Origin of the sequence: Phenylobacterium sp., assembly GCF_030654915.1 — a bacterium.
Classification (GTDB): domain Bacteria; phylum Pseudomonadota; class Alphaproteobacteria; order Caulobacterales; family Caulobacteraceae; genus Phenylobacterium.
This window is the reverse complement of the sequence record NZ_JAURWM010000296.1, coordinates 1-20,934: the sequence shown is the minus strand read 5'-3', so window position 1 is coordinate 20,934 and position 20,934 is coordinate 1. Positions and strand designations below refer to the sequence as shown.

Genomic DNA, 20,934 nt, shown 5'->3' with positions numbered 1-20,934 from the left:
GACAAGATCACCACCCCACAGATCGAGTGCGGCGTCACCTACACCAACGCCGCGACCCACCAGATCATCGCCGACCGCCTGACCGAGTCGGCGGTCTATGGCGGCCGGATCAACGGCCGCGGTCCCCGCTACTGCCCGTCGATCGAGGACAAGGTGGTCCGCTTTGGCGACAAGGACAGCCATCAGGTCTTCCTGGAGCCCGAAGGTCTGGACGACACCACGGTCTATCCGAACGGCATCTCCACCTCGGTGTCGGAAGAGACCCAGGACCTGTTCCTGCGGACCATCCCGGGTCTCGAGAACGTCCAGGTGAAGCGCTACGGCTACGCCATCGAATACGACTACGTGGACCCTCGCGAGCTGTTCCCGACCCTGGAGGTCAAGCGCTTGCCGGGCCTCTATCTGGCTGGCCAGATCAATGGCACCACAGGTTACGAGGAGGCCGGAGCCCAGGGCCTGGTCGCCGGCCTCAACGCCGCCCGCGCCGCCTCCGGGCTGGACGCGGCCGCCTTTGGCCGCGACGAAGCCTATATCGGCGTTTTGATCGACGACCTCGTCACCCGTGGCGTCACCGAGCCTTATCGGATGTTCACCAGCCGCGCGGAGTTCCGTCTGTCGTTGAGGGCGGACAACGCAGATCAGCGCCTGACCGAACGCGGTATGGCCTTGGGCGTGGTCGGTGTTTCACGTGAAACAGTGTTCCGCGCAAAGTCTGACTCCTTGGCTCACGCTCGTGCGCGCGCCGCCGCCCTGACCCTGACGCCCGCCGTCGCGCAGAGGGCCGGCCTGCCGGTAAAGGCCGATGGAGTGGTCCGCGACCTCACCCAACTCCTGGCTTATCCGACCATCGCCTTCGAGGACCTCGCGGTCCTGTGGCCGGAGATTTCCGAATGGGCTCCCGAAATCCGCGAGCAGCTGGAGATCGACGCGGCCTATGCCGGCTATCTGGATCGCCAGGCCGCCGATGCAGCGGCTTTCCGCCGCGACGAGAACCTGCGGCTGCCCGCCGATCTCGACTATGCGGGAGTAGGGGGGCTCTCCAACGAGGTCCGCGAAAAGCTGATCACCGTGCGGCCCCTGACTCTTGGCCAGGCGGCCCGCATCGAGGGCGTGACCCCCGGCGCCCTGACCGCCTTGCTCGCTCACGTTCGCCGCCGCGCCGCCTGAACCCTTGCCCGAGTCCCCGCCTGTGTCTGATGTTTCCGAACCCGTGGAGGTGGCCGACGCCGCCGCCTTCGCCGCTCTTACGGGGGCGAGCCCCGCCGCTATCGCCGATCTGGAGCGCTACCGGTCATACCTGATCGAGTGGAACGCCAAGATGAACCTCGTGGGTCCCTCGACCCTCGACGTCTTCTGGTCGCGTCACGCGTGGGATTCGGCCCAGATCCTGCCGCTGGCCCCCGAAGCCTTGACCTGGGCGGATCTCGGAACCGGCGCGGGATTGCCCGGCATCGTCCTGGCGATCTTGGCGAAAGACCGTCCTGGCTTCCACGTGCATTTGGTCGACAGCCTGACCAAGCGCTGCCGTTTCCTGACCGAAGTCGTGAACGGTTTGTCGCTTCCAGCCACTGTTCATAATTCTCGTGCGGAAGACTTGTCCCTGACTGTGGATATTGTCACCGCCCGGGCTTGCGCGCCCCTGTCGCGACTGATGGGGTATGCCCAGCCCTACTTGAAGCGCGGGGCGACCGCGATCTTTCTGAAGGGCCAAGATGTAGCGTCCGAACTCGAAGACGCCGCTATCAATTGGGACTTCGACGCCGACGTGCTACCCAGCTTGAGCGACTCCAGAGGCAAGATTGTGCGTGTAGGGAGGCTCGGCCGTGGCCGCAAACCGTAAGCTACGTGTCCTGGTCGTCGCCAACCAGAAGGGCGGCGTCGGCAAGACCACCACGGCCATCAATCTGGGCACCGCGCTCGCCGCCGTCGGCGAGAAGGTGCTGCTGATTGACTCCGATCCCCAGGGCAACGCTTCGACCGGCCTCGGCATCGGCCGCGCCCTGCGCAAGGTCACCCTGTACGACGTATTGATGGGCGAGCAGCCGATGACCTCGGCGGTCGTCAAGACCGCCCTGCCGGGGCTCGACCTAATCGCCGCCGACCCCGATCTGTCGGGCGTCGAGTTGGAGCTGGGCCAGCAGGCGCGGCGCTCCTTCAAGCTGCGCGACGCCCTTGAGCCGATCCGCGCGGCTGGCGAGTACACCTACGTCCTGATCGATTGCCCGCCGTCGCTGAACCTGCTGACGGTCAACGCCATGGCCGCCGCCGACGCCGTGCTGGTGCCCCTGCAGTGCGAGTTCTTCGCCCTGGAAGGCTTGACCCAGCTGATGCGGACTGTGGACCTGGTGCGCGGTAGCCTCAATCCAGGCCTCGAGATCCAGGGCATCGTCCTGACCATGTACGACCGGCGCAACAGCCTTTCGGAGCAGGTGGCCCGGGACGTCCGCAGCCACTTCGGCGACATCGTCTACAGCACCGTCATTCCGCGCAATGTGCGGGTGTCGGAGGCGCCGTCCTACGGCAAGCCGGTGCTGGTCTACGACCTGAAATGCACGGGCTCACAGGCCTATATGAAGCTCGCTCGGGAGGTGGTGCTGCGTGAGCGCGACCGCCGCGCCAAGGCCGCGGCCTAGAGCGTGACAGCCAAGGGCGGACGCCGGTTGGCGGTCGTCACGGTCAAAACTTTAGAAAGCCGAGGATGATCCGCGGTCATGCTCGGGGGGAACGATGATGGTCGAGAAGCGTGGTTTGGGCCGGGGTATGGCCGCTCTGTTGGGCGACGCCGACGAAGCCAAGGTCGTGGCCGGGGCGCCGGCGAGCGAGATCTCCGGTGTCCGTGAGGTCCCGATCGAGCTGATCCACCGCAATGCGGACCAGCCGCGCTGGGTGTTCTCCGAGACCGAGGTCGACGAACTCGCCGCGTCGATCCGCGAGAAGGGCATCCTGCAGCCGATCCTGGTGCGGCCCGCGCCGGGGCTGCCGGGCGAGTGGGAGATCGTCGCCGGGGAGCGCCGTTGGCGCGCCAGCCAGAAGGCCGGCCTGCGGGTCATGCCGGTGCTGGTCCGCGAACTGGACGACGTCCAGGTCCTGGAAATCGCGGTCATTGAGAACGTTCAGCGGGCGAACCTCAACGCCATCGAAGAGGCGAGCGCCTACCAGCAGCTGATCGAGAAGTTCCGCCGCACACAGGAAGAGGTCGCCGACAGCGTCGGCAAGAGCCGCAGTCACGTGGCCAACACTCTGCGGCTGATGAACCTGCCGCAGGCGGTGCGTCAGCATGTGCTGGACGGCCGGCTCTCGGCTGGTCATGCCCGCGCCATCCTGACCGCCGACGATCCGGCGGCGCTCGCCGAGATCATCATCGCCAAGGGCCTGTCGGTCCGCGACGCCGAGAACCTGGTCCGCAACACCCCGTCGGCCGCTCGGCCCCAGGGCGGCGCCAAGCGCAAGCCGGTGAAGGACACCGACACCCAGGCGCTCGAGGCTGATCTCTCCGACGCGCTCGGTCTCGACGTCGAGGTTGTCGATCACGGCGGCGCCGGCGAGTTGAAGATCAAATACGCGACGCTCGAACAACTCGACGAGCTCTGCCGGAAACTGACCGCGCGCGGCTGATCACTAAGTCCTTGATTTATAAGGATCGGAAATCAGAATCGGGATTCTGGCGAAACAAACACACAGGGATACGAAGGTGTATATCTCTGAGCCGCTGAGAGCCGATTTTGAGAAGGCTGTTTTAGAGCCCTAGGCGCCGGGCGCGGCCGGCGATGGTCAGGGCCAGGCGCTCGGCGATCAGGCTGTCGGGCGAGCCGGCGGTCTTGCAAGCCTTGTCGGCGGCGAGCACCTCGGGCTGCAACTTGTCGAGGTCGTCCAGCGACCAGCTCCGCGCCTGCCGCAGGAACTCTCGCTCCTGTTTCCAGAACACCCCAGAGGCCTTGGCGGCTTCCTGCAGACCCGCGCCGTTCTTGGCGAGCGTCAGGGTGCGGCGCAGTTTGCCCAGATACATGCCGATGGCGCGAACGGCGGCGGGCCCGGCCTCACCCTCGGCGGCGGCGCGGCGCAGGGCTGCCTGGGCGTCGGCGAGCTTGCCGCTGAAGGCGTCGGCGGCGGCGTCGAACAGCGAGGCCTCGGGCTCCACGCCCAGGAAGTCGTCCAGATCCTTGGCGGCGGCGGTCCGGCCGCTGCCGGGTTCCAGATAAAGCGCCAGCCGCTCGATCTCCTGGCGAGCGACGCCGCGCTCCTTGGGAAGACGTCCGACGAAGAGCTGGAGGGCCTGGGCGTCCAGGCCGACATTGTCCTTGGCGAGCAGTTCACGGACCAGGCGCGCGACATCGCCGGGCTCGTCCTCGTAGCAGGGGATGGCGGCGGCGTCGGGCGCCTTCTCGGCGGCCTTGCGCAGGGCGGAGTCCCGGCCGAGGTTGCCGGCTTCGACAATAAAGAACGCGTCGGGATTGAGCTTGCCGCTGGCATGGGCGACCAGGGTCTCGGCCACCTGCTTGTCGAGCGCGGCCTTCTCCGTGGCGAAACGCAGCCGCACCAGCCGGCGGCCGCCCATCAGCGACTGGGCCGCCAGCTCGCCTTCGAGCCGAGCGCCGTCGCCGTCCAGATCGCCATCGGTCAGCAGGGCGACATCGAAGGGATCATCGAGGTTGGGGACGATCTTGGAGGCGAGCTGGGCGCCGCGATCCTTCACCACGCCAATGTCGCGGCCATAGATGAGGACCGCGCGGATATGGCCCTCCGGCTTGGCCAGGAAACGTTCGATATCCGGCCGCTTGGCGAGGATCACGGCCTTGGAATTCCTAAGACTTGTCTTTGGTCGCTAGCCAGGCCGCGAGTTCCAGCTGGATCTTGCGAGCCGCCTCAGCGGCGGCGCGGTCCTGGGCGTCCTGCTGGGCGGCGATCGAGGCGTAGGGTTGGTCGGCGCTATCGTAGGTGACCTCGACCCGCGTCGCGCCCCGTTTGACCGGCGCACCGGACGGCAGGGCGGTCACGATGTAGTTGGCGGTCAGGACGTATTCGTAGCGGGTCGCGACGTTGTCGACCCGGACCCCGCGCGGATAGCGGGTTTCGGAGAGCGACAGGTCCATCTTGTAGCGCGGGGCGACGCCCTTGCTACGCCCCAGGGCGTCGTCGAGATGCTCCCGGATCAACTGCCCAGTGCGGCCCGGCGGGGTGGTGACCTCAACGGCGGTGAGCTGCGAGGAGACGCCAGGCGTCGCATACAGCGGCGTGAACCCACAGGCCGACAGGCCGAGGGCCGCGGCCGCCAGGGCGGCGGAGAGGACGACACGGTTCATTGTCTGCTCACCCAGCCACGATGTTGACGATGCGATCCTTCACCACGATCACCTTTTTGATCGAGAGACCTTCCAGACGCCGCGCGATCTCAGGATCGTTCAGCACCAGCTTTTCAACATCGGCTGGTTCCGCGCCGGCGGCGACCGAAATCTCACCGCGACGCTTGCCGTTCACCTGCACCGGCAAGACGCGCACGGCGTCCTGGGTCAGGGCAGGATCGAATTCCGGCCAAGGCGCGGAGACCACCATGCCCTCGCCGCCGATGCGAGCCCAGGCCTCTTCGGCCAGGTGGGGCGTGAACGGCGAGATCAGCCGGGCGAAGGCCGACAACGCTTCATGCCGCGCGCCGAGCACGGCCGGCGTCGCGCCCTCGGCTGGGAATTCCTTGAGTTTATTGAGGAATTCGTACATCCGCGCGATGCCGGAGTTGAAACGGAAGCTTTCCACCGCCTCGGTCAGGCCCTTGATGGTGCGGTGGGTGAAGGCCCGCAGTTCATCGGCTTTGGGATCTGCGATCGGTGCGGGGGCAGGGCCCTCCGGCTGGCTGTCGAATTCGTTCCACACGCGGTTCACGAAGCGCCAGGCGCCTTCGACGCCGGAGGCCGACCATTGGGTGTCGCGCTCAGGCGGGCTGTCGGACAGCACGAACAGGCGCGCGGCGTCGACGCCATAGACGTCGAAGATCTCGTCGGGGGTGACGGTGTTCTTCTTCGACTTCGACATCTTCTCGACGTCGCCAATGACGATGGGCTCGCCGGTTTCGGTGATCTTAGCGCGGCGGACGCCGGCCTCGGTCTCGAACTCGATGGCGCGCGGCTCGACCCATTCACCGTTCTGGCGGCGATAGGTTTCGTGCGTGACCATGCCTTGGGTGAACAGGCCCGCGAAGGGCTCGCGCACCGACAGCATGCCCTCATCGGCGAGCGCCTTTGTGACGAAGCGCGCATAGAGCAGGTGCAGCACCGCGTGCTCGATGCCGCCCACGTACTGGTCGACCGGCATCCAGTAGTCGGCGGCGGCCTTGTCGATGGGCGCGTCGCTATCGGTGTCGGTGAAGCGGGCGAAGTACCAGGAGCTGTCGACGAAGGTGTCCAGCGTATCGGTTTCGCGCGTCGCCGCGCCGCCGCAGCCGGGACAGGTGGTGTCCTTCCAGGTCGGGTGACGCGCCAGGGCGTTCCCCGGCTTGGAGAAGTCCATGTCGCCTGGCAGGACGATCGGCAGTTGGTCCTTGGGGACCGGGATGACACCGCACTTGTCGCAATGGACGACGGGAATAGGGCAGCCCCAACCGCGTTGGCGGGCCACGCCCCAGTCGCGCAGGCGGAAGACGGTCGCGCCCTCGCCTTGGCCCTGCTCCTCGATGCGGGCGATCGCCGCGGCCTTGCCTGCCTCGACGTCCAGCCCGTCCAGGAAGTCGGAATTGAAGGCCACGCCGGGACCGGTATAGGCCTCGCTTCCGACCGTGAAGCTGGCGGGGTCCTCGCCGGGCGGCAGCACCACGGCCTTGACCGGCAGGCCGTACTTGCGGGCGAAGTCCAGGTCGCGCTGGTCGTGGGCCGGGCAGCCGAAGACAGCGCCCGTGCCGTAGTCCATCAGGATGAAGTTCGCGATCCAGACCGGCAGACGCCAGGTCGGGTCGAAGGGGTGGGCCACGGTCAGGCCGGTATCGAAGCCAATCTTCTCGGCGGTGTCGATCTCAGCTTCCGAAGCGCCGCCCTTGCGGCATTCGGCGATGAAGGCGGCGACCTTGGGATCGGCGGCCAGTTGCTCGGCGAGCGGATGCTCGGGCGCGATGCCCACGAAGCTCGCGCCATAGAGAGTGTCGGGGCGGGTGGTGTAGACCTCCAGTCCGCTCTCGAAGCCCTTGGGAGCCTGCGAGGCCCAGTTGAAGGAGAACTTCAGGCCCTTGGAGCGCCCGATCCAGTTCTCCTGCATCAGCCGGACCTTGTCTGGCCAACGGTCGAGGGTTTTCAGGCTATCGGTCAGCTCGCCGGCATAGTCGGTGATGCGCAGGAACCACTGGTTCAGCTTGCGCTTTTCGACCGGTGCGCCGGAGCGCCAGCCGCGACCGTCGACGACCTGTTCGTTCGCCAGGACCGTCTGGTCGATCGGGTCCCAGTTGACGATGCTTTCCTTGCGGTAGACCAGGCCGCGCTTCCACAGGTCCAGGAACCAGTCCTGCTGCTTGCCGTAATAGGCCGCGTCGCAGGTCGCGAACTCGCGGGACCAGTCGATCGACAGGCCCAGCTCCTTCAGCTCCGAACGCATCTTGGCGATGTTTTCGTAGGTCCAGCCGCGCGGATCGACTCCGCGCTCCATGGCGGCGTTCTCAGCCGGAAGGCCAAAGGCGTCCCAACCCATCGGGTGCAGGACATTGAAGCCGCGGGCGCGCTTGTAGCGGGCCACGACGTCGCCGAGCGAATAGTTGCGCACATGGCCCATGTGCAGACGTCCCGACGGATACGGGAACATCTCCAACGCGTAGTACTTGGGAACCCCCGGCGTCGGCGGGCCGGCGCGGAACACATCGGTGTCCGCCCAGGCCTTGCGCCATTTGGGTTCAGTTTCTTTCGGGTTGTAGCGGGCCATGAGGCGTTCTTCGAACTTCAGTTAGGTGTCGGTCAGCGCCGACGTCGCGCTGACCCCAGTGGGAGAGCGCATCCTGACTGGAGTCCCCGAATGCGCCCCTTTGAGGCCTTAGCCGATGTTGGACAGGCGAAGCTGCCGGGCCTTGGTGAGGATCGCGTTTTCCAGGTCGGTCTCGGTCTGACCGGCCGAGGCCGCGTCCGTCCAATTGCCCTGGGCGTTCTTGACCTGTTTGAAGACGGCGACGTTCAGACCATCGGCGCGCAGGCGCGAATCCAGGATGTAGACGGTGGCCTTGAAGCGCTCGTTCGGCTGTTCCGGATTCACGAACCAGTCGGTGATGATGACGCCGCCATAGGGGTCGGCCGAGGCGAGCGGCATGAAGGACAGGGTGTCCAGCGTCGCGCGCCACAGATAGCCGTTCACGCCAATCATCGGTTGCCCGGCGTTGGAGCTCGACTTCTTGCCGCCGCCAAACATGCTGAACCCGCCGCCAGACTCTTGGGTCTGGAAGGTCCGAGCCTTACCGCTACTTGAGCAGGCCGCCAGCGCCGCGAGGCTTAGCACCAGCACTCCGGTCGTCACGCCACGCTTAAACTCACCGCGCACAAACGGCATATATCGGCTCCTAGTCGTTATTCCGCGTCGGTCGGCGCCGCGGCGCAGCCCCCCGCAGCCGCGCCCTCTATAACAACGCCCGTGCAAGCACCAAACAGGAATCGCGCGTGTCCCAGCCGCCACAGGCGCCGATCATAAGATCATCGACCTTGGGCTGGGTGTCTGGAGTCGGTTGACCTGGGGGCTGGGCCGACTTTAATCGCCTCAACGGTCGCGCCTCAACTGGCGGGCCGGGGCTAAGGGGCCATATAGGTGGTTATGTCTAAGCAGTTGGTCATTTCGTTGATCGGCGCGGCGCTCCTCGTGAGCGGCGCTTCGACGGCGCATGCCCAGACCGCGAAGAAGACCGCCGACTTCACCGTGCGTAGCGAATCCTCGACGACTTCCTCGCAAGGGACCAAGTCGTTGATGTGGGGCGCTGGCAAGGGGCGCTGGGGGGTTTCGCTCAACGTTGATCAACGCGGTGAGCGCGATACGCAACTGAATGACGTCCAGGCGGGGGCCTATTTCCGCGTGACGCCGAGCCTTCGGGTCGGCGGCGCCGTGGCGCTCGGCGAAAAGGAGCTCCCGGCCTACAAGAAGACCGAACCGCAGGACTCGGCTCCGCGCGTTCGTCTCGAGACCGCCTTCAAGTTCTAAGGGCTTCCACAGCCGCCAGACCGACCAGGCCCGCAGGCATCAGCCGGCGGGCTGTTTTGTCGTTGATCCCGCCCAGGGCGTAGACCGGTCCGCCGGCCGCGCGAACGATCCGCGCCAGGCGCAGCGGCCCGATGGGCGGACCCGCCGAGGGACTGCTGGACGAGAAGATCGCCGACACCACCACCGCGTCGGCCCCAGCCGCCAGACCCCGCCGCGCCGCCAGAGGGCTGTGAGCCGCCGCCGTGACGATCCAGCCGGGCCGCTTCAGCCGCCGCGCGCGATGGGCCAGGCGTTCGGGCAGGTGGACGCCGTCAGCCTCGACCTTGGCCGCCAGTCCCGCGTCGGCGCCGATCAGCAGCAACAGGCCGCGTCGCCGGGCGATCGCAAGCAGGCTCCGCGCCCGGGCCTCGGCGTCAGGCGCTCCAAAGTTGCGATAGACGATAGCCGATCCACGCGGCAGCCGCCTGGCCGCGGCCTCTATGTCGGGCGTGCGCTCCGGATCGGTGAAGAACAACAGCGGCGGCAGCGGGGGGTTTCGCCGCGCCGCCGCTCGCCCTATGGCTTGGGCCGTCCGCACCACTGTCCAGAAGTTTGCTGAAATGACCGTCTCTCCCGCCCTGACCGATGTCCTAGACCGGATCGCCCGGGCGGCGAAGGCGTCGGGCCGCATCGGCGCCGATGTGACCCTGGTGGCGGTCTCCAAGCAACAGCCCTGGGAGAAGGTCGCGCCGATCCTGGCCGCGGGCCAGGCGGTGTTCGGCGAGAACCGGGTTCAGGAGGCGATGGAGCGGTGGACTGAGCGTCGTTCCGAGATCGAACTGAGGCTGATCGGCCCGCTGCAGACCAACAAGGCGCGCGAAGCGGTCGCCTTCTTCGATGTGATCGAGACCCTGGACCGGGAAAAGCTGGCCGGCGTGCTGGCCGAGGAGATCCAGAAGCAGGGCAAGGCCCCGCGTCTCTATGTGCAGGTCAATACTGGCGAGGAAAACCAGAAGGCCGGGGTGATCCCGAGCGAGGCCGACGCCTTCATCGCCGCCTGTCGCGCGACCTATGGACTGAGCCTTGAGGGCCTGATGTGCATTCCGCCCGCCGCCGAGCCGCCGGGACCGCACTTCGCCCTGCTGGCCAAGATCGCCGCGCGCAACGGGCTTGAGAAGCTCTCCATGGGCATGAGCGACGACTTCGAGACCGCCGTGCGGTTCGGCGCGACCAGCGTGCGTGTCGGTTCGGCGTTGTTCGGCGCGCGCTAAGCCTGCTCGATCGCCAGGGCGTCGCCGATCTTAGCCAGCGACAGCAGTTCCAGCATGTCCTCTCGCGACAGGGCGATGCAGCCCTCGGTGGGGGAATAGTCCGGCCTGGCCAGGTGCAGGAAGATCGCCGAGCCGAGCGGGCTGATCGGCGGATCGTCGTTGTGCGCCAGGACGCAGACCAGGTCGTAGACGTCGTCCTCGCGCCACATGTGCTCGGCGCTGGCCGGGTGGGGCAGTTTGACGGCGCGGTTGTAGGCCGGATCCTCCGGAGCGTCGCACCAACCGTCGTCGCGCTCCAGCGCGCGGGTGGGCAGGCTGGTCTGCGGCCGTTCGCCCTTGTCGGGGCGATAGAGCACGCGGCGGATGGTCCAGACGCCCAGTGGAGACTTGCCGTCGCCCTCGCGCTTCAGTTTGGCCTCGATGACCCCGGTTTTTCCAAGCGCGCAACGGGTCAAGCGCCCGTTCAGGCGGAAGCTTCCATCTGACATCGCCGTGAACATCATGGCCTAAGGGGTCTCCAGCGGTTGGCGGCGGGGGCCAATACGGTGCATGTTCCCGTCCATGGCTCAACGCAAGACCTTGCTCGTCGTCGACGACAACGAAGAACTCCGCGGCGCAATCGCCGAACAACTGCAACTTTCCGAGGAATTCTCGGCCATAGAGGCGGCGACCGCCGGCGACGGGGTGAAGGCCGCCGTCGAGCATCGCCCCGACCTGATCCTGCTGGATGTCGATCTTCCCGACATGAACGGCCGCGAGGCTTGCCGGCAGATGCGGGCGCAAGGGGTGGTTGCGCCGATCATCATGCTGACCGCCGCCGACACCGACGACGATCAGATCTCCGGCCTGGAAGCCGGGGCGAACGACTATGTGACCAAGCCCTTCAAGTTCCAGGTGTTGCTGGCCCGCATCCGCGCTCAGCTGCGCAGCCACGAACAGTCCGAGGGCGCGGTGTTCCACCTGGGCGCCTATGAGTTCCGGCCCTCGGCCAAGATGCTGGTTGACGCCAACCAGAAGAAGATCCGCCTGACGGAAAAAGAGACCAACATCCTGAAGTATCTCTACCGCGCGGGCGAAAAGCCGGTGTCGCGCGAGGAGCTGCTGGCCGAGGTCTGGGGCTACAACGCCGGGGTCACCACCCACACCCTGGAGACCCACGTCTATCGCCTGCGCCAGAAGATCGAACCTGATCCCAGCAATGCGCGGCTGCTGCTGACCGAGGCCGGGGGCTACCGGCTGGCGCCTTAGGGCGCGGCCTGGGGGATCGACAGATGGCGAGGAAGAAGTGGGGATTGGCCAGGACCTTCCCCTTGATGCTGGTCGGGGCGATTGTCGTCGGCGGCATCACGGTCGCGGTCACCGCGTCCATGAAGCGGGCCGGCCTGCTGGCCGCTTCGACCGAGCAGGTTCGGCCCGAGACCCTGGTCGGCGAGCCCTGTCCGGTGTTGACCGCTGCGGAATATGAAGCGCGCGGCGCCAAGGCCAAGCAGGCGTTTATCTCCAACGATGTGCGCTATGATCGCCGTTTCGGCCATGTCGAGTGCAGCGTCATCGCCGCCGAAAAGGGTGGGACCGAGTTCATTCCCGTCTGTCAGTTCAGCGGTCCGTCGCTGTTGAAGGTGACGACCGCCAAGGGCGCCTTCTATTTCGCACCGGGCACGGGCAAGCCCGCCACGGTCATGACCCGCGACGGCGTGCCCAGCTGCGTACTGGTCTCGAACTTCAAGGGCTGACTAAAGCGCGAAGTCGGCGCTGACCGGGGCGTGGTCGCTGGGCCGGGTCCATTCGCGCACGTCGTCATGCACGCGAGCGCTGGCCGCGCCGGTGCGGAAAGCCGCTTCGCGCAGGCCGGGCGTGATCAGGATGTGGTCCAGGCGCAGGCCGCGGTTCGACTTGCGGAAGTCGGCGGCGCGATAGCTCCACCAGGAGAACAGCTTCTCCGGGTCGGGAATGGCTTCGCGGACAAGATCGGTGAAGTTGGCGCTGGCCATCAGATTGGCGAAGGCTTCGAGCTCGGCCGGCGTATGGCTGACGATCTTGGACATCTGCTTATGGCTCCAGACGTCGAATTCGCCCGGCGCGACGTTCAGGTCGCCGACGATCGCCAGCGGCGCCTTGGGGTCGCGGCGCGCCATGTCGGCGGTCAGCTGTTCGTAGAAGTCGAGCTTGTGGTCGAACTTCGGGTTGGCCTGGCGGTCCGGAACGTCGCCGCCGGCCGGGATGTAGAAGTTCTGCACCTCGACGCCGGCGATCTTGCCAGAGACGCAGCGGGCGTGACCCTCGCGGCAGACGTCGAGCGGCGCGACGTCCTCGATTGGATAGCGCGAGGCGATCGCCACCCCGTGCCAACCCTTCTGGCCAGCGATCTTGATGTGCGGCAGGCCGACAGCCTCGAAGGCCGCACGCGGGAACTCCGGCTCCTGGCACTTGATCTCCTGCATGCACAGGACGTCGGGGGCCTGCTCATCGACGAAGCGGGCGACCTGCTCGGCGCGCAGGCGGACGGAGTTGACGTTCCAGGTGGTGAGACGAAGGCGCATGGCGCGTACTTAAGGGGCTTCGGGCAAAAAGAAACGCCCGGGCACTGGAGAAGCCCGGGCGTAAAGTGTGTCTCTCATGCCGCCGCCGGGAGGGGATAGGGTCCGGAACGGTGAGGGTCGCGATCGCGCGAACCCCGTGGTTGCATTAATGACACTGGGCGCAATAAAAAGTCAATCGCAAATCACGCAAGCTATTGCGTGTTGTGAAAGTGTCACGATTTGGAGCGGCCGACGTTCTTCGGGCGCGGATCCTTCAAGACGAACAGCGAGGACGCCAGGCCGGTGGTCTTGGTCAGTTGCGTCAACCTGATGCGAGTGGATCCGCCCTGGGCGTCGGTCACGGTCCAGCCGATCAGCGCCAGCGGATTGTCGGAGAAGGTCAGGGTGATCTGGCCCTCGGCTTCCTTCTTGCCGTCACGGGCGGTGATCGAGAAGCCGTCAGCCATGCGGGCGACGCGGCTGATGACGATGTTCTTGTCGAACCGGATCTGGCGCGCCAGGAAGATCGACAGCGGCGTGGCCATCAGCGGATAGGCCTCGAAGGTCTTCAGCCGCCCGTCGGCGATCGAGACGTTGCCGCCGTCGGAGACCACCAGCAGCTTGGAGGGGGCGTCGTACTCGAACCGGGCCTTGCCGGGACGCTTCAGATAGAGCGTGCCCTGGGTGGTCGAGCCGCGCGCATCGGTCTGGACGAACCGGCCCTTGGCCTCGGTCAGGCTCTGCAGATAGGCCGCGGCGCGATCAACCAACGCCTGATCAGCCGCCGACAGCGGGGTCGCAGGCGCACGCTGCGCCAGGGCTGGAAGGGGAAGGGCGGCCAGGCCCAGCGCCAAGGCGCGTCGGGTCAGTCGAGTCATTTCGTGCTCCAGTTTCGCCGAGCAGCCTATAGGGCCGCCTTGGCGTCAATAGGGCGCAAGAACGTCCAAAGCTCAGCTTGCGTTCCGCCACGTCGGGGCCCGAGCATGGGCGTCGGTTGCGACGCGTACTTCCATCCACGGTATCGTGAGGCGCGAGTTAATGGATTGTCACCGGTGTCATTTCCCCGGATCGGCGTATCGGGCGCCGCCGAGCTTGTGCCCGTCAAATTTCGTACATATCACCGAGCCGCCGGACGGCGGGCGGGTTCCGCGGAGAACTCCCGAGGCCGGCGATGATCGCGTGGGTAACATAAGGGGCGCAGCCTGATGGGCATGGCCATTCCGGGTCTCAACGAGGCTCCGACTAAACATGCTGGCCTCTTGGCCTGGGTACGTGAAGTCGCGGAGATGACGCAGCCGGACCGGGTTCACTGGTGCGACGGGTCGGACGAAGAGTGGGCCGCCCTGACCGCCGAGCTGGTCAAGGCGGGCACCCTGACGCCGCTCAACGCCGAGAAGAGGCCTAACAGCTTCCTGGCGCTGTCGGATCCCCGCGACGTCGCGCGGGTCGAGAGCCGGACCTTCATCTGCTCCAAGGACCCGGCCGACGCCGGTCCGACCAACAACTGGCTCGAGCCCGATGAGATGCGGGCCGATCTGAAGCAGCTCTTCAAGGGCTGCATGCGCGGGCGCACCATGTATGTGGTGCCGTTCTGCATGGGGCCGCTGGGCTCGAAGATCTCCGCCCTGGGCGTCGAGATCACCGACAGCGCCTATGTCGCCATTTCGATGCGGGTCATGACCCGGATGGGCCAAGGCGCCCTGGACATGCTCGGCGAGGACGGCTTCTTCGTTCCGGCCCTGCACTCCGTCGGCGCGCCGCTGGAAGCTGGTCAGGCCGATGTCGCTTGGCCGTGCAACGAGATCAAGTACATCGTCCACTTCCCCGAGGACCGGGAGATCTGGTCCTACGGCTCGGGCTATGGCGGCAACGCCCTGCTCGGAAAGAAGTGCTACGCGCTGCGCATCGCCTCGGTGATGGCCCGCGACGAGGGCTGGCTGGCCGAGCACATGCTGATCCTCAAGCTGACCTCGCCGGCCGGCCAGGTCCGCTACGTGGCCGCCGCCTTCCCAAGCGCCTGCGGCAAGACCAACATGGCGATGCTGCAGCCGACCATCCCGGGTTGGAAAGCCGAGACGGTCGGTGACGACATCTGCTGGATGCGTTTTGGCGATGACGGACGGCTCTATGCGATCAACCCGGAAGCCGGTTTCTTCGGCGTGGCGCCTGGCACTGGCAACGCGACCAACAAGAACGCGGTCGACGCCCTGCACGCCAACACCGTTTTCACCAATGTGGCCCTGACCGCCGACGGCGACGTCTGGTGGGAAGGCCTGACCGAAACGCCCCCGGAAGGCCTTACCGACTGGAAGGGCCGTCCGTGGACGCCGGAGTCCGGTGAGCCCGCCGCCCATCCCAACGCCCGCTTCGCGGTGCCGGCCGACCAGTGCCCGGTGATCGCCGACGAGTGGGACGATCCGGCCGGCGTGCCGATCTCAGCCATTCTGTTCGGCGGCCGCCGCGCCAGCGCCGTGCCGTTGGTGACCGAGGCCTTCGACTGGGCCCACGGCGTGTTCCTGGCCTCCAACGTCGCTTCGGAAGGCACGGCGGCGGCGGAGAACAAGGTCGGCGAGCTGCGCCGCGATCCGTTCGCGATGCTGCCCTTCTGCGGCTACAACATGGGCGACTACTTCAGCCACTGGCTGAAGGTCGGGGCCCAGGCGGACGCCGCAAAGCTGCCGCGCATCTACTTCGTGAACTGGTTCCGCAAGGGCGCCGACGGCAAGTTTCTGTGGCCGGGCTACGGCGACAACAGCCGGGTGCTGAAGTGGATCGTCCAGCGTCTGGAAGGCGAGGCCGATGCGGTCGACACGCCGATCGGGCGCTTGCCGGCCAAGGACGCGCTGGACCTCTCGGGGCTGTCGATCACCGACGCCGCGCTTGAAACCCTGCTCTCGGTCGATCCCGAGGTCTGGGCTGAGGAAGCCGCCCTGATCCCCGACGCCTACGCCAAGTTCGGCGACCGCCTGCCGGCTGAACTGTGGAGCCAGCACGAGGCGCTCACCCAGCGCCTGGCCGCCCGCGCGCAAGCCGCAGAGTAGGACTTGTGGGAGCGATGCGTCGCTGCGCGTCGCTCCCTCACCTAGCCTCTCCCAAGGGAGAGGGATTTCATGACCTACCTCCCGCGGGGGAGAACCTCTCGGTCCGCCAGCCGCTAAGGTGCGGCACCGACCAGGACTTCGCGTTTGCCGGCGTGGTTGGCGGGGCTGACGACGCCTTCGTGTTCCATGCGTTCGATCAATGAGGCGGCGCGGTTGTAGCCCACCTGCAGGCGGCGCTGGACGTAGCTGGTCGAGGCCTTGCGGTCGCGGGTGACCACGGCCACGGCGCGGTCATAGAGATCGTCGCCCGAGCCGCCGCCCTCGTCACCTGACATCTCGCCGTCTTCGCCATCCTCGTCGCCGCCGGCGGTGACGTCCTCAAGGTACTGCGGTTCGCCCTGGGTGCGCAGGAACTTCGCCACCTCCTCGACCTCCTCGTCGGAGACGAAGGGACCGTGCAGGCGGGTGATGCGGCCACCGCCGGCCATGTAGAGCATGTCGCCCTGGCCCAGCAGCTGCTCGGCGCCCTGTTCGCCCAGGATGGTGCGGCTATCGATCTTGGAGGTGACCTGGAAGCTGATCCGGGTCGGGAAGTTGGCCTTGATGGTGCCGGTGATGACGTCCACGGACGGACGTTGCGTCGCCATCACCAGGTGGATGCCGGCGGCGCGCGCCATCTGGGCCAGGCGTTGCACGGCGCCTTCGACGTCCTTGCCCGCCACCAGCATCAGGTCGGCCACGTCGTCGATCACCACGACCAGATAGGGCATGGGTTTCGGGTCGATGCGCTCGCTCTCGTAGATCGGTCGGCCGCTCTCGTCGAAGCCGGTCTGCACGGTGCGTTCGAAGTGCTCGCCCTTGGCGGCGGCCTCCTTGGCGCGCTCGTTGTAAGAGGCGACGTTCCGTACACCGATCTTCGACATCAGGCGGTAGCGGTCCTCCATCTCGCGGACGGTCCACTTCAGCGCGACGATGGCCTTCTTCGGATCGGTGACGACGGGCGCCAACAGGTGCGGGATGCCGTCATAGACCGACAGTTCCAGCATCTTCGGGTCGATCATGATGAACCGGCACTGCTCGGGCGACAGGCGGTAGAGGATCGACAGGATCATCGCGTTGACCCCCACGGACTTGCCGGAGCCGGTGGTGCCGGCGATCAGCAGGTGGGGCATCTTCGACAGGTCGGCGATATAGGGTTCGCCGCCGATATTTTCGCCAAGCGCCATCGGCAGGGCCTGGGTGGAGCGCTCATATTCCGAGCTGGCCAAGAGGTCGCGCAGATAGACGGTCTCGCGGCGGGCGTTGGGCAGTTCGATGCCGATGGCGTTGCGGCCGGGCACGACGCTGACGCGGCAGGCGGCGACCGACATCGAGCGAGCGATATCGTCCGACAGGGCCACGACGCGCGCCGATTTCACGCCGGCCGCGGGGACCAGTTCATAGAGGGTGACAACGGGGCCGGGACGGATCTGGTCGATATTCCCGCGCACGCCGAATTCGGCCAGCACGCTTTCCAGCAGCTGGGCGTTCTGGCGCAGGGCGCCTTCGTCGAACTGCGAGGCGCGCGGCTTGGGCTTGGACAGCATGGCCAGCTCAGGCAGGGCGAAGCCGCTGGTCTTGACGAAGTCGAAGGTGCTCTGGGCTTCGCGCTGCTCGCGGTTGGATTCCTTGGGCGCCGGCTTGGGGGCCTTGATCGCGACGCTCGGCGCGCTGTCGTCCTCGTCGTCCGACATCGCGGGCGGCACGTAGGGCGCGGGATCTGGTCGGGCCGGCGCGCTGCCTGCTGTCTTGGCGCGGCGGGCGGTCGGGGCCCGGGCGGGCTTGGCTGGCGCCGGCGCCGGCGCGGCGGCTTGATTGCGCAGGGTGGCCTGGACCCAGGCGATGCTGGCTTCCAGCTCCGCCCGGCGAACGCCGATGGCGTAGCCGATGCCGGCCGCGGCGGCGATCGCCAGCAGGGTCGTGGCGAAGATGCCGCCGCCGGGGATGTGGGCGTAGGAGAATATGCCGGCCAGGCCGTGCAGCACCCCATCGCCCCAGAAGCCGCCGAGACCCTTGGACAGCGGCCAGGCGGCGGGAGCCGGCGGCGCGGCCAGCAGGCCGGCGAGGGCCAGGACCCCGAGCGTTCCGACCAGGGCGCGGATGCGCAGCTTCCTGCGGTTCTGATCGGGCTGGGGCGTAGTCGCCCGGCCCAGGCCGAACACCACCATCAGCAGGGCCGCGACCCCGGCCGCCAAGCCCAGCGACTGGATGCCGAGGTCGGCCGCGGTGGCGCCGGGCGCGCCGAGCACGTTGGCCGGGGGCAGGGCGGAGGCCGCGTTCAGGCTGGGGTCGGCGGCGTTGTAGGTGGCGAGCGCCACGGCGAAGGCGATGCCTACCGCCGCGATGATGCCGCCGCGCAGGCGCGCCGTGGCCGGATGGGTCCAGGCGAGGCTCGCAATGTGCAGGCCCAGCTCAACGCCCGTCTTCCGCGCCACTCGCGCCATGCCCATTCCTCAAGTTCTGCAAATCCCATGTTTGGACGCTTGAGGGTTAAGAGGCGTTTACCAAGCGAGGCGTCGGGGCGGGTGTTTTGGTCGGGGCTTGGAGCCCGGCGGAAATCCAGTTTTCGTTTGCTCAAACCCACACTAGGTTCGCGAACATGTGGACCATGCCTCGAGGCGTCCTGCGGGTCGTCGCCGTCATCCTCGCCGCCTTAGCTATCGGCGGCTTCGTGCTTGGCGTTCGGGGCGCGCCGGAGCGGGCGCGTCTGCCGGGCGAGAGCGCCCAAGGCGGGCCGGCGCTACAGGCCACCGACGCGCGGCCGCTGGATGATCTGGTGCTGACGCCTTCAGAGCTGGAGCCGGAACCGCCGAAGGTCGAGGAAAAGCCTGAGGAAAAGGCCGAGGAAGTCCCGGTAGTGACGCCGCCACCGGTCGCGCCGGCCGTGACCTCGCCGCCAAAGGCCCCGGTCATGCCGTCGGCGGACGAAGACCGGGTCGGCGACCTGATCGACGGCCTCACCCCGCCGCCGGAACAGCCGCCCTACTGAGCTGGCCGCGCTCTTCGCAAGGTCAGGTTGATGCGGCCGCCGCCAGGGATCAGCCGCGAGGACCCGGCCAGGATGCGATCGACGCCGTGGTGCAGCAGCCGCGCCTCGCCGGCCAGCAGGCAGACGTCGCCCGATGAGAGCTTCATCGAGTGGGTCGGATCGGACCGTCTGAGCCCGCCGATGCGGAACACCGCGGTGTCGCCGAGCGAGACCGACAACACCGGAAACTGGAAGTCGGCCTCGTCTCGATCCTGGTGCAGGGCCATCTTGGCCCGCGCGTCATAAAAGTTGATCAGGCAGGCGTCGGGCGGAACCTGAGGGTCGGCGAGCTCGGACCAGAGGTCGAGCAGGACCTGCGGAATGTCGGGCCATGGCTGGCCGGTGCTCGGATGTCGCGGCTCATAGCGATAGCCGCGCGCGTCGGTGGTCCAGCCGAGCGGTCCAAAGCTGGTCATGGCCACGCTCATCGGCTTTCCGCCGGGGGTGACCTGATGGACGAAGGGCGCTTGTTCGGCCCCCGCCAGCACCTGCGCCAGCAACTGGCTTTGCGCCTCCGGGGAGAGGCGGCCGGGCAGCAGGCGAAATCCAGTGGTCGTCGAAAGGCTCATCGGCTCTCATATAGGGGCAATGCCCCACTCTGCTCACGATCCGCGCATGGCGCCCATGAGGTGGCGGCCGCTGACATGCGGAGAGCGCGACCTGTGCGCCGGCGTGTTCGGTGACGGGCTGGACGCCGGCCGGGTGCGGATCTTCAGCCTGCCGCTCTGGGCGCGACCTTTCGTCCCAAACGGGCGGCTGATCGTCTGGCCCGCGGCCTCGGCCCTCGCGGATTTCGCGAGCGCCCCGTTGTGGCTGCGCTCGGTGCTGATCCACGAACTGACCCATGTCTGGCAGGCCCAGACCGGGGTGTTTCTGCCCCTGGCCAAGCTTAGGGCCGGGGATGGACGGGCCGCCTATGCCTATGATCTCGACGATGGGCGAAATTTTTCGCAACTCAATATCGAGCAGCAAGCCATGGTCGTGCAGCACGCCTATCTGGCCGCCTGGGGCGGGGCCGCGCCCTATGAGACTCAAGCTTATGCAAGGATTTTAAAAGCTTGGCCGGACGGCCTAGGGTGAAGACCCCACACGATATAAGGGCATTGCGCCCTTGCAGGGGGCGCAGGTGATCCCATATCGCGACTCGACGCCGGTTTCCTCGTGGGTTAACCGGCCGAGCCCTTATTCGAACCGGGGACGTCGAAAAGAAACGGGGTGCTTCAATCGAAGGCCCTTCAACCGGCGTCCGCCATTCAGGAGCGAGCAAGACTCGATATGAGCAAGATCATCGGCATCGACCTGGGCACGACCAATTCGTGCGTGGCCATCATGGACGGCAAGCAGCCGAAAGTGATTGAGAACGCTGAAGGCGTTCGGACCACGCCGTCGGTTGTCGCCATCCTCGACGACGGCGAACGCCTCGTCGGTCAGCCGGCCAAGCGCCAGGCTGTCACTAACCCGTCCAACACCCTATTCGCCATTAAGCGCCTGATCGGCCGTAGCTTCTCCGACCCCGTGGTCGAGAAGGACCGGCACATGGTGCCCTATGAGATCGTCAAGGGCCCGAACGGCGACGCCTGGGTGAAAGCCCACGGCAAGGATTATTCGCCCCAGCAGATCTCGGCCTTCATCCTCCAGAAGATGAAGGAAGCCGCCGAGCAGCACCTCGGTGAAAAGGTCGAGAAGGCCGTCATCACGGTCCCGGCCTACTTCAACGACGCTCAGCGTCAGGCGACCAAGGACGCCGGCAAGATCGCCGGGCTGGAAGTCCTGCGCATCATCAACGAACCGACTGCGGCGGCGCTGGCCTACGGGCTCGATAAGAACGACGGCAAGAAGATCGTTGTTTACGACTTGGGCGGCGGCACCTTCGACGTCTCGATCCTGGAGATCGGCGACGGCGTCTTCGAGGT

Annotated in this window: 22 protein-coding genes; 12 read left to right on the top strand and 10 right to left on the bottom strand. The window is 66.8% G+C overall.

Going from position 1 to position 20,934, the window contains the following annotated elements:
- The 4 genes from Q7T84_RS15885 to Q7T84_RS15870 form a co-directional block, all read left to right on the top strand.
- A partial coding sequence (locus tag Q7T84_RS15885; protein ID WP_304810746.1) for an FAD-dependent oxidoreductase occupies positions 1–1,167 on the top strand: 1,167 nt, incomplete at its 5' end.
- Positions 1,168–1,189: 22 nt separating this feature from the next.
- A complete protein-coding gene (gene rsmG, locus Q7T84_RS15880) occupies positions 1,190–1,840 on the top strand; it encodes a 16S rRNA (guanine(527)-N(7))-methyltransferase RsmG (protein ID WP_304810744.1) in 651 nt (216 codons plus the stop codon).
- Entirely contained in the window at positions 1,824–2,633 is an 810-nt protein-coding gene (locus tag Q7T84_RS15875) for a ParA family protein (protein WP_304810742.1), read from the top strand. The genes rsmG and Q7T84_RS15875 overlap by 17 nt, the downstream gene beginning before the upstream one ends.
- Positions 2,634–2,727: 94 nt before the next feature.
- The gene (locus tag Q7T84_RS15870; protein ID WP_304810740.1) at positions 2,728–3,615 is read left to right on the top strand and encodes a ParB/RepB/Spo0J family partition protein; all 888 of its coding nucleotides are present in this window, start codon (positions 2,728–2,730) and stop codon (positions 3,613–3,615) included.
- Positions 3,616–3,736: 121 nt separating this feature from the next.
- Here the strand turns inward: Q7T84_RS15870 and holA are convergent, their stop codons facing one another.
- The 4 genes from holA to Q7T84_RS15850 form a co-directional block, all read right to left on the bottom strand.
- The gene (holA, locus tag Q7T84_RS15865) at positions 3,737–4,789 is read right to left on the bottom strand and encodes a DNA polymerase III subunit delta (RefSeq protein WP_304810738.1); all 1,053 of its coding nucleotides are present in this window, start codon (positions 4,787–4,789) and stop codon (positions 3,737–3,739) included.
- 13 nt (positions 4,790–4,802) lie between these two features.
- Positions 4,803–5,300 carry an LPS assembly lipoprotein LptE gene (lptE, locus tag Q7T84_RS15860; RefSeq protein ID WP_304810736.1) on the bottom strand — a complete coding sequence of 166 codons (498 nt, stop codon included), beginning with the start codon at positions 5,298–5,300 and terminating at the stop codon, positions 4,803–4,805.
- Positions 5,301–5,307: 7 nt separating this feature from the next.
- Complete coding sequence (gene leuS / locus Q7T84_RS15855) at positions 5,308–7,890, bottom strand: leucine--tRNA ligase (RefSeq protein WP_304810734.1); 2,583 nt, start codon at positions 7,888–7,890, stop codon at positions 5,308–5,310.
- A 108-nt stretch (positions 7,891–7,998) separates the two neighbouring features.
- Positions 7,999–8,505, bottom strand: a complete 507-nt coding sequence (locus Q7T84_RS15850) for a DUF3576 domain-containing protein (RefSeq protein ID WP_304810732.1) — start codon at positions 8,503–8,505, stop codon at positions 7,999–8,001.
- A 258-nt stretch (positions 8,506–8,763) separates the two neighbouring features.
- Between Q7T84_RS15850 and Q7T84_RS15845 the strand changes: the two genes are divergently transcribed.
- Entirely contained in the window at positions 8,764–9,144 is a 381-nt protein-coding gene (locus tag Q7T84_RS15845) for an NtrZ family periplasmic regulatory protein (protein ID WP_304810730.1), read from the top strand.
- Here Q7T84_RS15845 and Q7T84_RS15840 read toward each other — a convergent pair.
- Positions 9,134–9,721, bottom strand: a complete 588-nt coding sequence (locus Q7T84_RS15840) for a thiamine phosphate synthase (protein WP_304810728.1) — start codon at positions 9,719–9,721, stop codon at positions 9,134–9,136. The two genes, Q7T84_RS15845 and Q7T84_RS15840, sit on opposite strands and share 11 nt — an antisense overlap.
- 22 nt (positions 9,722–9,743) lie before the next feature.
- On the opposite strand from Q7T84_RS15840, the gene Q7T84_RS15835 reads away from it, so the two are divergent.
- On the top strand, positions 9,744–10,394 hold the full coding sequence (locus tag Q7T84_RS15835) for a YggS family pyridoxal phosphate-dependent enzyme (RefSeq protein WP_304810726.1): 651 nt from the start codon (positions 9,744–9,746) through the stop codon (positions 10,392–10,394).
- Here the strand turns inward: Q7T84_RS15835 and Q7T84_RS15830 are convergent.
- Entirely contained in the window at positions 10,391–10,897 is a 507-nt protein-coding gene (locus Q7T84_RS15830) for a L,D-transpeptidase (protein WP_304810724.1), read from the bottom strand. The genes Q7T84_RS15835 and Q7T84_RS15830 overlap by 4 nt on opposite strands.
- A gap of 58 nt (positions 10,898–10,955) precedes the next feature.
- On the opposite strand from Q7T84_RS15830, the gene Q7T84_RS15825 reads away from it, so the two are divergent.
- On the top strand, positions 10,956–11,642 hold the full coding sequence (locus Q7T84_RS15825) for a response regulator transcription factor (protein WP_304810722.1): 687 nt from the start codon (positions 10,956–10,958) through the stop codon (positions 11,640–11,642).
- A gap of 23 nt (positions 11,643–11,665) precedes the next feature.
- On the top strand, positions 11,666–12,127 hold the full coding sequence (locus Q7T84_RS15820) for a hypothetical protein (RefSeq protein ID WP_304810720.1): 462 nt from the start codon (positions 11,666–11,668) through the stop codon (positions 12,125–12,127).
- On the opposite strand, the gene xth is transcribed toward Q7T84_RS15820, so the two are convergent.
- The gene (gene xth, locus Q7T84_RS15815; RefSeq protein WP_304810718.1) at positions 12,128–12,934 is read right to left on the bottom strand and encodes an exodeoxyribonuclease III; all 807 of its coding nucleotides are present in this window, start codon (positions 12,932–12,934) and stop codon (positions 12,128–12,130) included.
- Between the two features lie 212 nt (positions 12,935–13,146).
- On the bottom strand, positions 13,147–13,791 hold the full coding sequence (locus Q7T84_RS15810; protein ID WP_304810716.1) for an outer-membrane lipoprotein carrier protein LolA: 645 nt from the start codon (positions 13,789–13,791) through the stop codon (positions 13,147–13,149).
- A 327-nt stretch (positions 13,792–14,118) separates the two neighbouring features.
- Here Q7T84_RS15810 and Q7T84_RS15805 point away from each other — a divergent pair, with 327 nt between their 5' ends.
- Positions 14,119–15,954 carry a phosphoenolpyruvate carboxykinase (GTP) gene (locus Q7T84_RS15805; protein WP_304810714.1) on the top strand — a complete coding sequence of 612 codons (1,836 nt, stop codon included), beginning with the start codon at positions 14,119–14,121 and terminating at the stop codon, positions 15,952–15,954.
- A 113-nt stretch (positions 15,955–16,067) separates the two neighbouring features.
- On the opposite strand, the gene Q7T84_RS15800 is transcribed toward Q7T84_RS15805, so the two are convergent.
- Complete coding sequence (locus tag Q7T84_RS15800) at positions 16,068–18,437, bottom strand: DNA translocase FtsK (protein ID WP_304810712.1); 2,370 nt, start codon at positions 18,435–18,437, stop codon at positions 16,068–16,070.
- Between the two features lie 164 nt (positions 18,438–18,601).
- Here Q7T84_RS15800 and Q7T84_RS15795 point away from each other — a divergent pair, with 164 nt between their 5' ends.
- The gene (locus tag Q7T84_RS15795) at positions 18,602–18,982 is read left to right on the top strand and encodes a hypothetical protein (protein ID WP_304810710.1); all 381 of its coding nucleotides are present in this window, start codon (positions 18,602–18,604) and stop codon (positions 18,980–18,982) included.
- On the opposite strand, the gene Q7T84_RS15790 is transcribed toward Q7T84_RS15795, so the two are convergent.
- The gene (locus Q7T84_RS15790; RefSeq protein WP_304810708.1) at positions 18,976–19,590 is read right to left on the bottom strand and encodes an alpha-ketoglutarate-dependent dioxygenase AlkB; all 615 of its coding nucleotides are present in this window, start codon (positions 19,588–19,590) and stop codon (positions 18,976–18,978) included. The genes Q7T84_RS15795 and Q7T84_RS15790 overlap by 7 nt on opposite strands.
- Before the next feature lie 46 nt (positions 19,591–19,636).
- Between Q7T84_RS15790 and Q7T84_RS15785 the strand changes: the two genes are divergently transcribed.
- Positions 19,637–20,101 (top strand): hypothetical protein, encoded by a 465-nt coding sequence (locus Q7T84_RS15785; protein ID WP_304810706.1) that lies wholly within the window; start codon positions 19,637–19,639, stop codon positions 20,099–20,101.
- A 195-nt stretch (positions 20,102–20,296) separates the two neighbouring features.
- On the top strand, positions 20,297–20,934 hold a 638-nt coding region (locus Q7T84_RS15780), incomplete at its 3' end, for an Hsp70 family protein (RefSeq protein ID WP_304810704.1).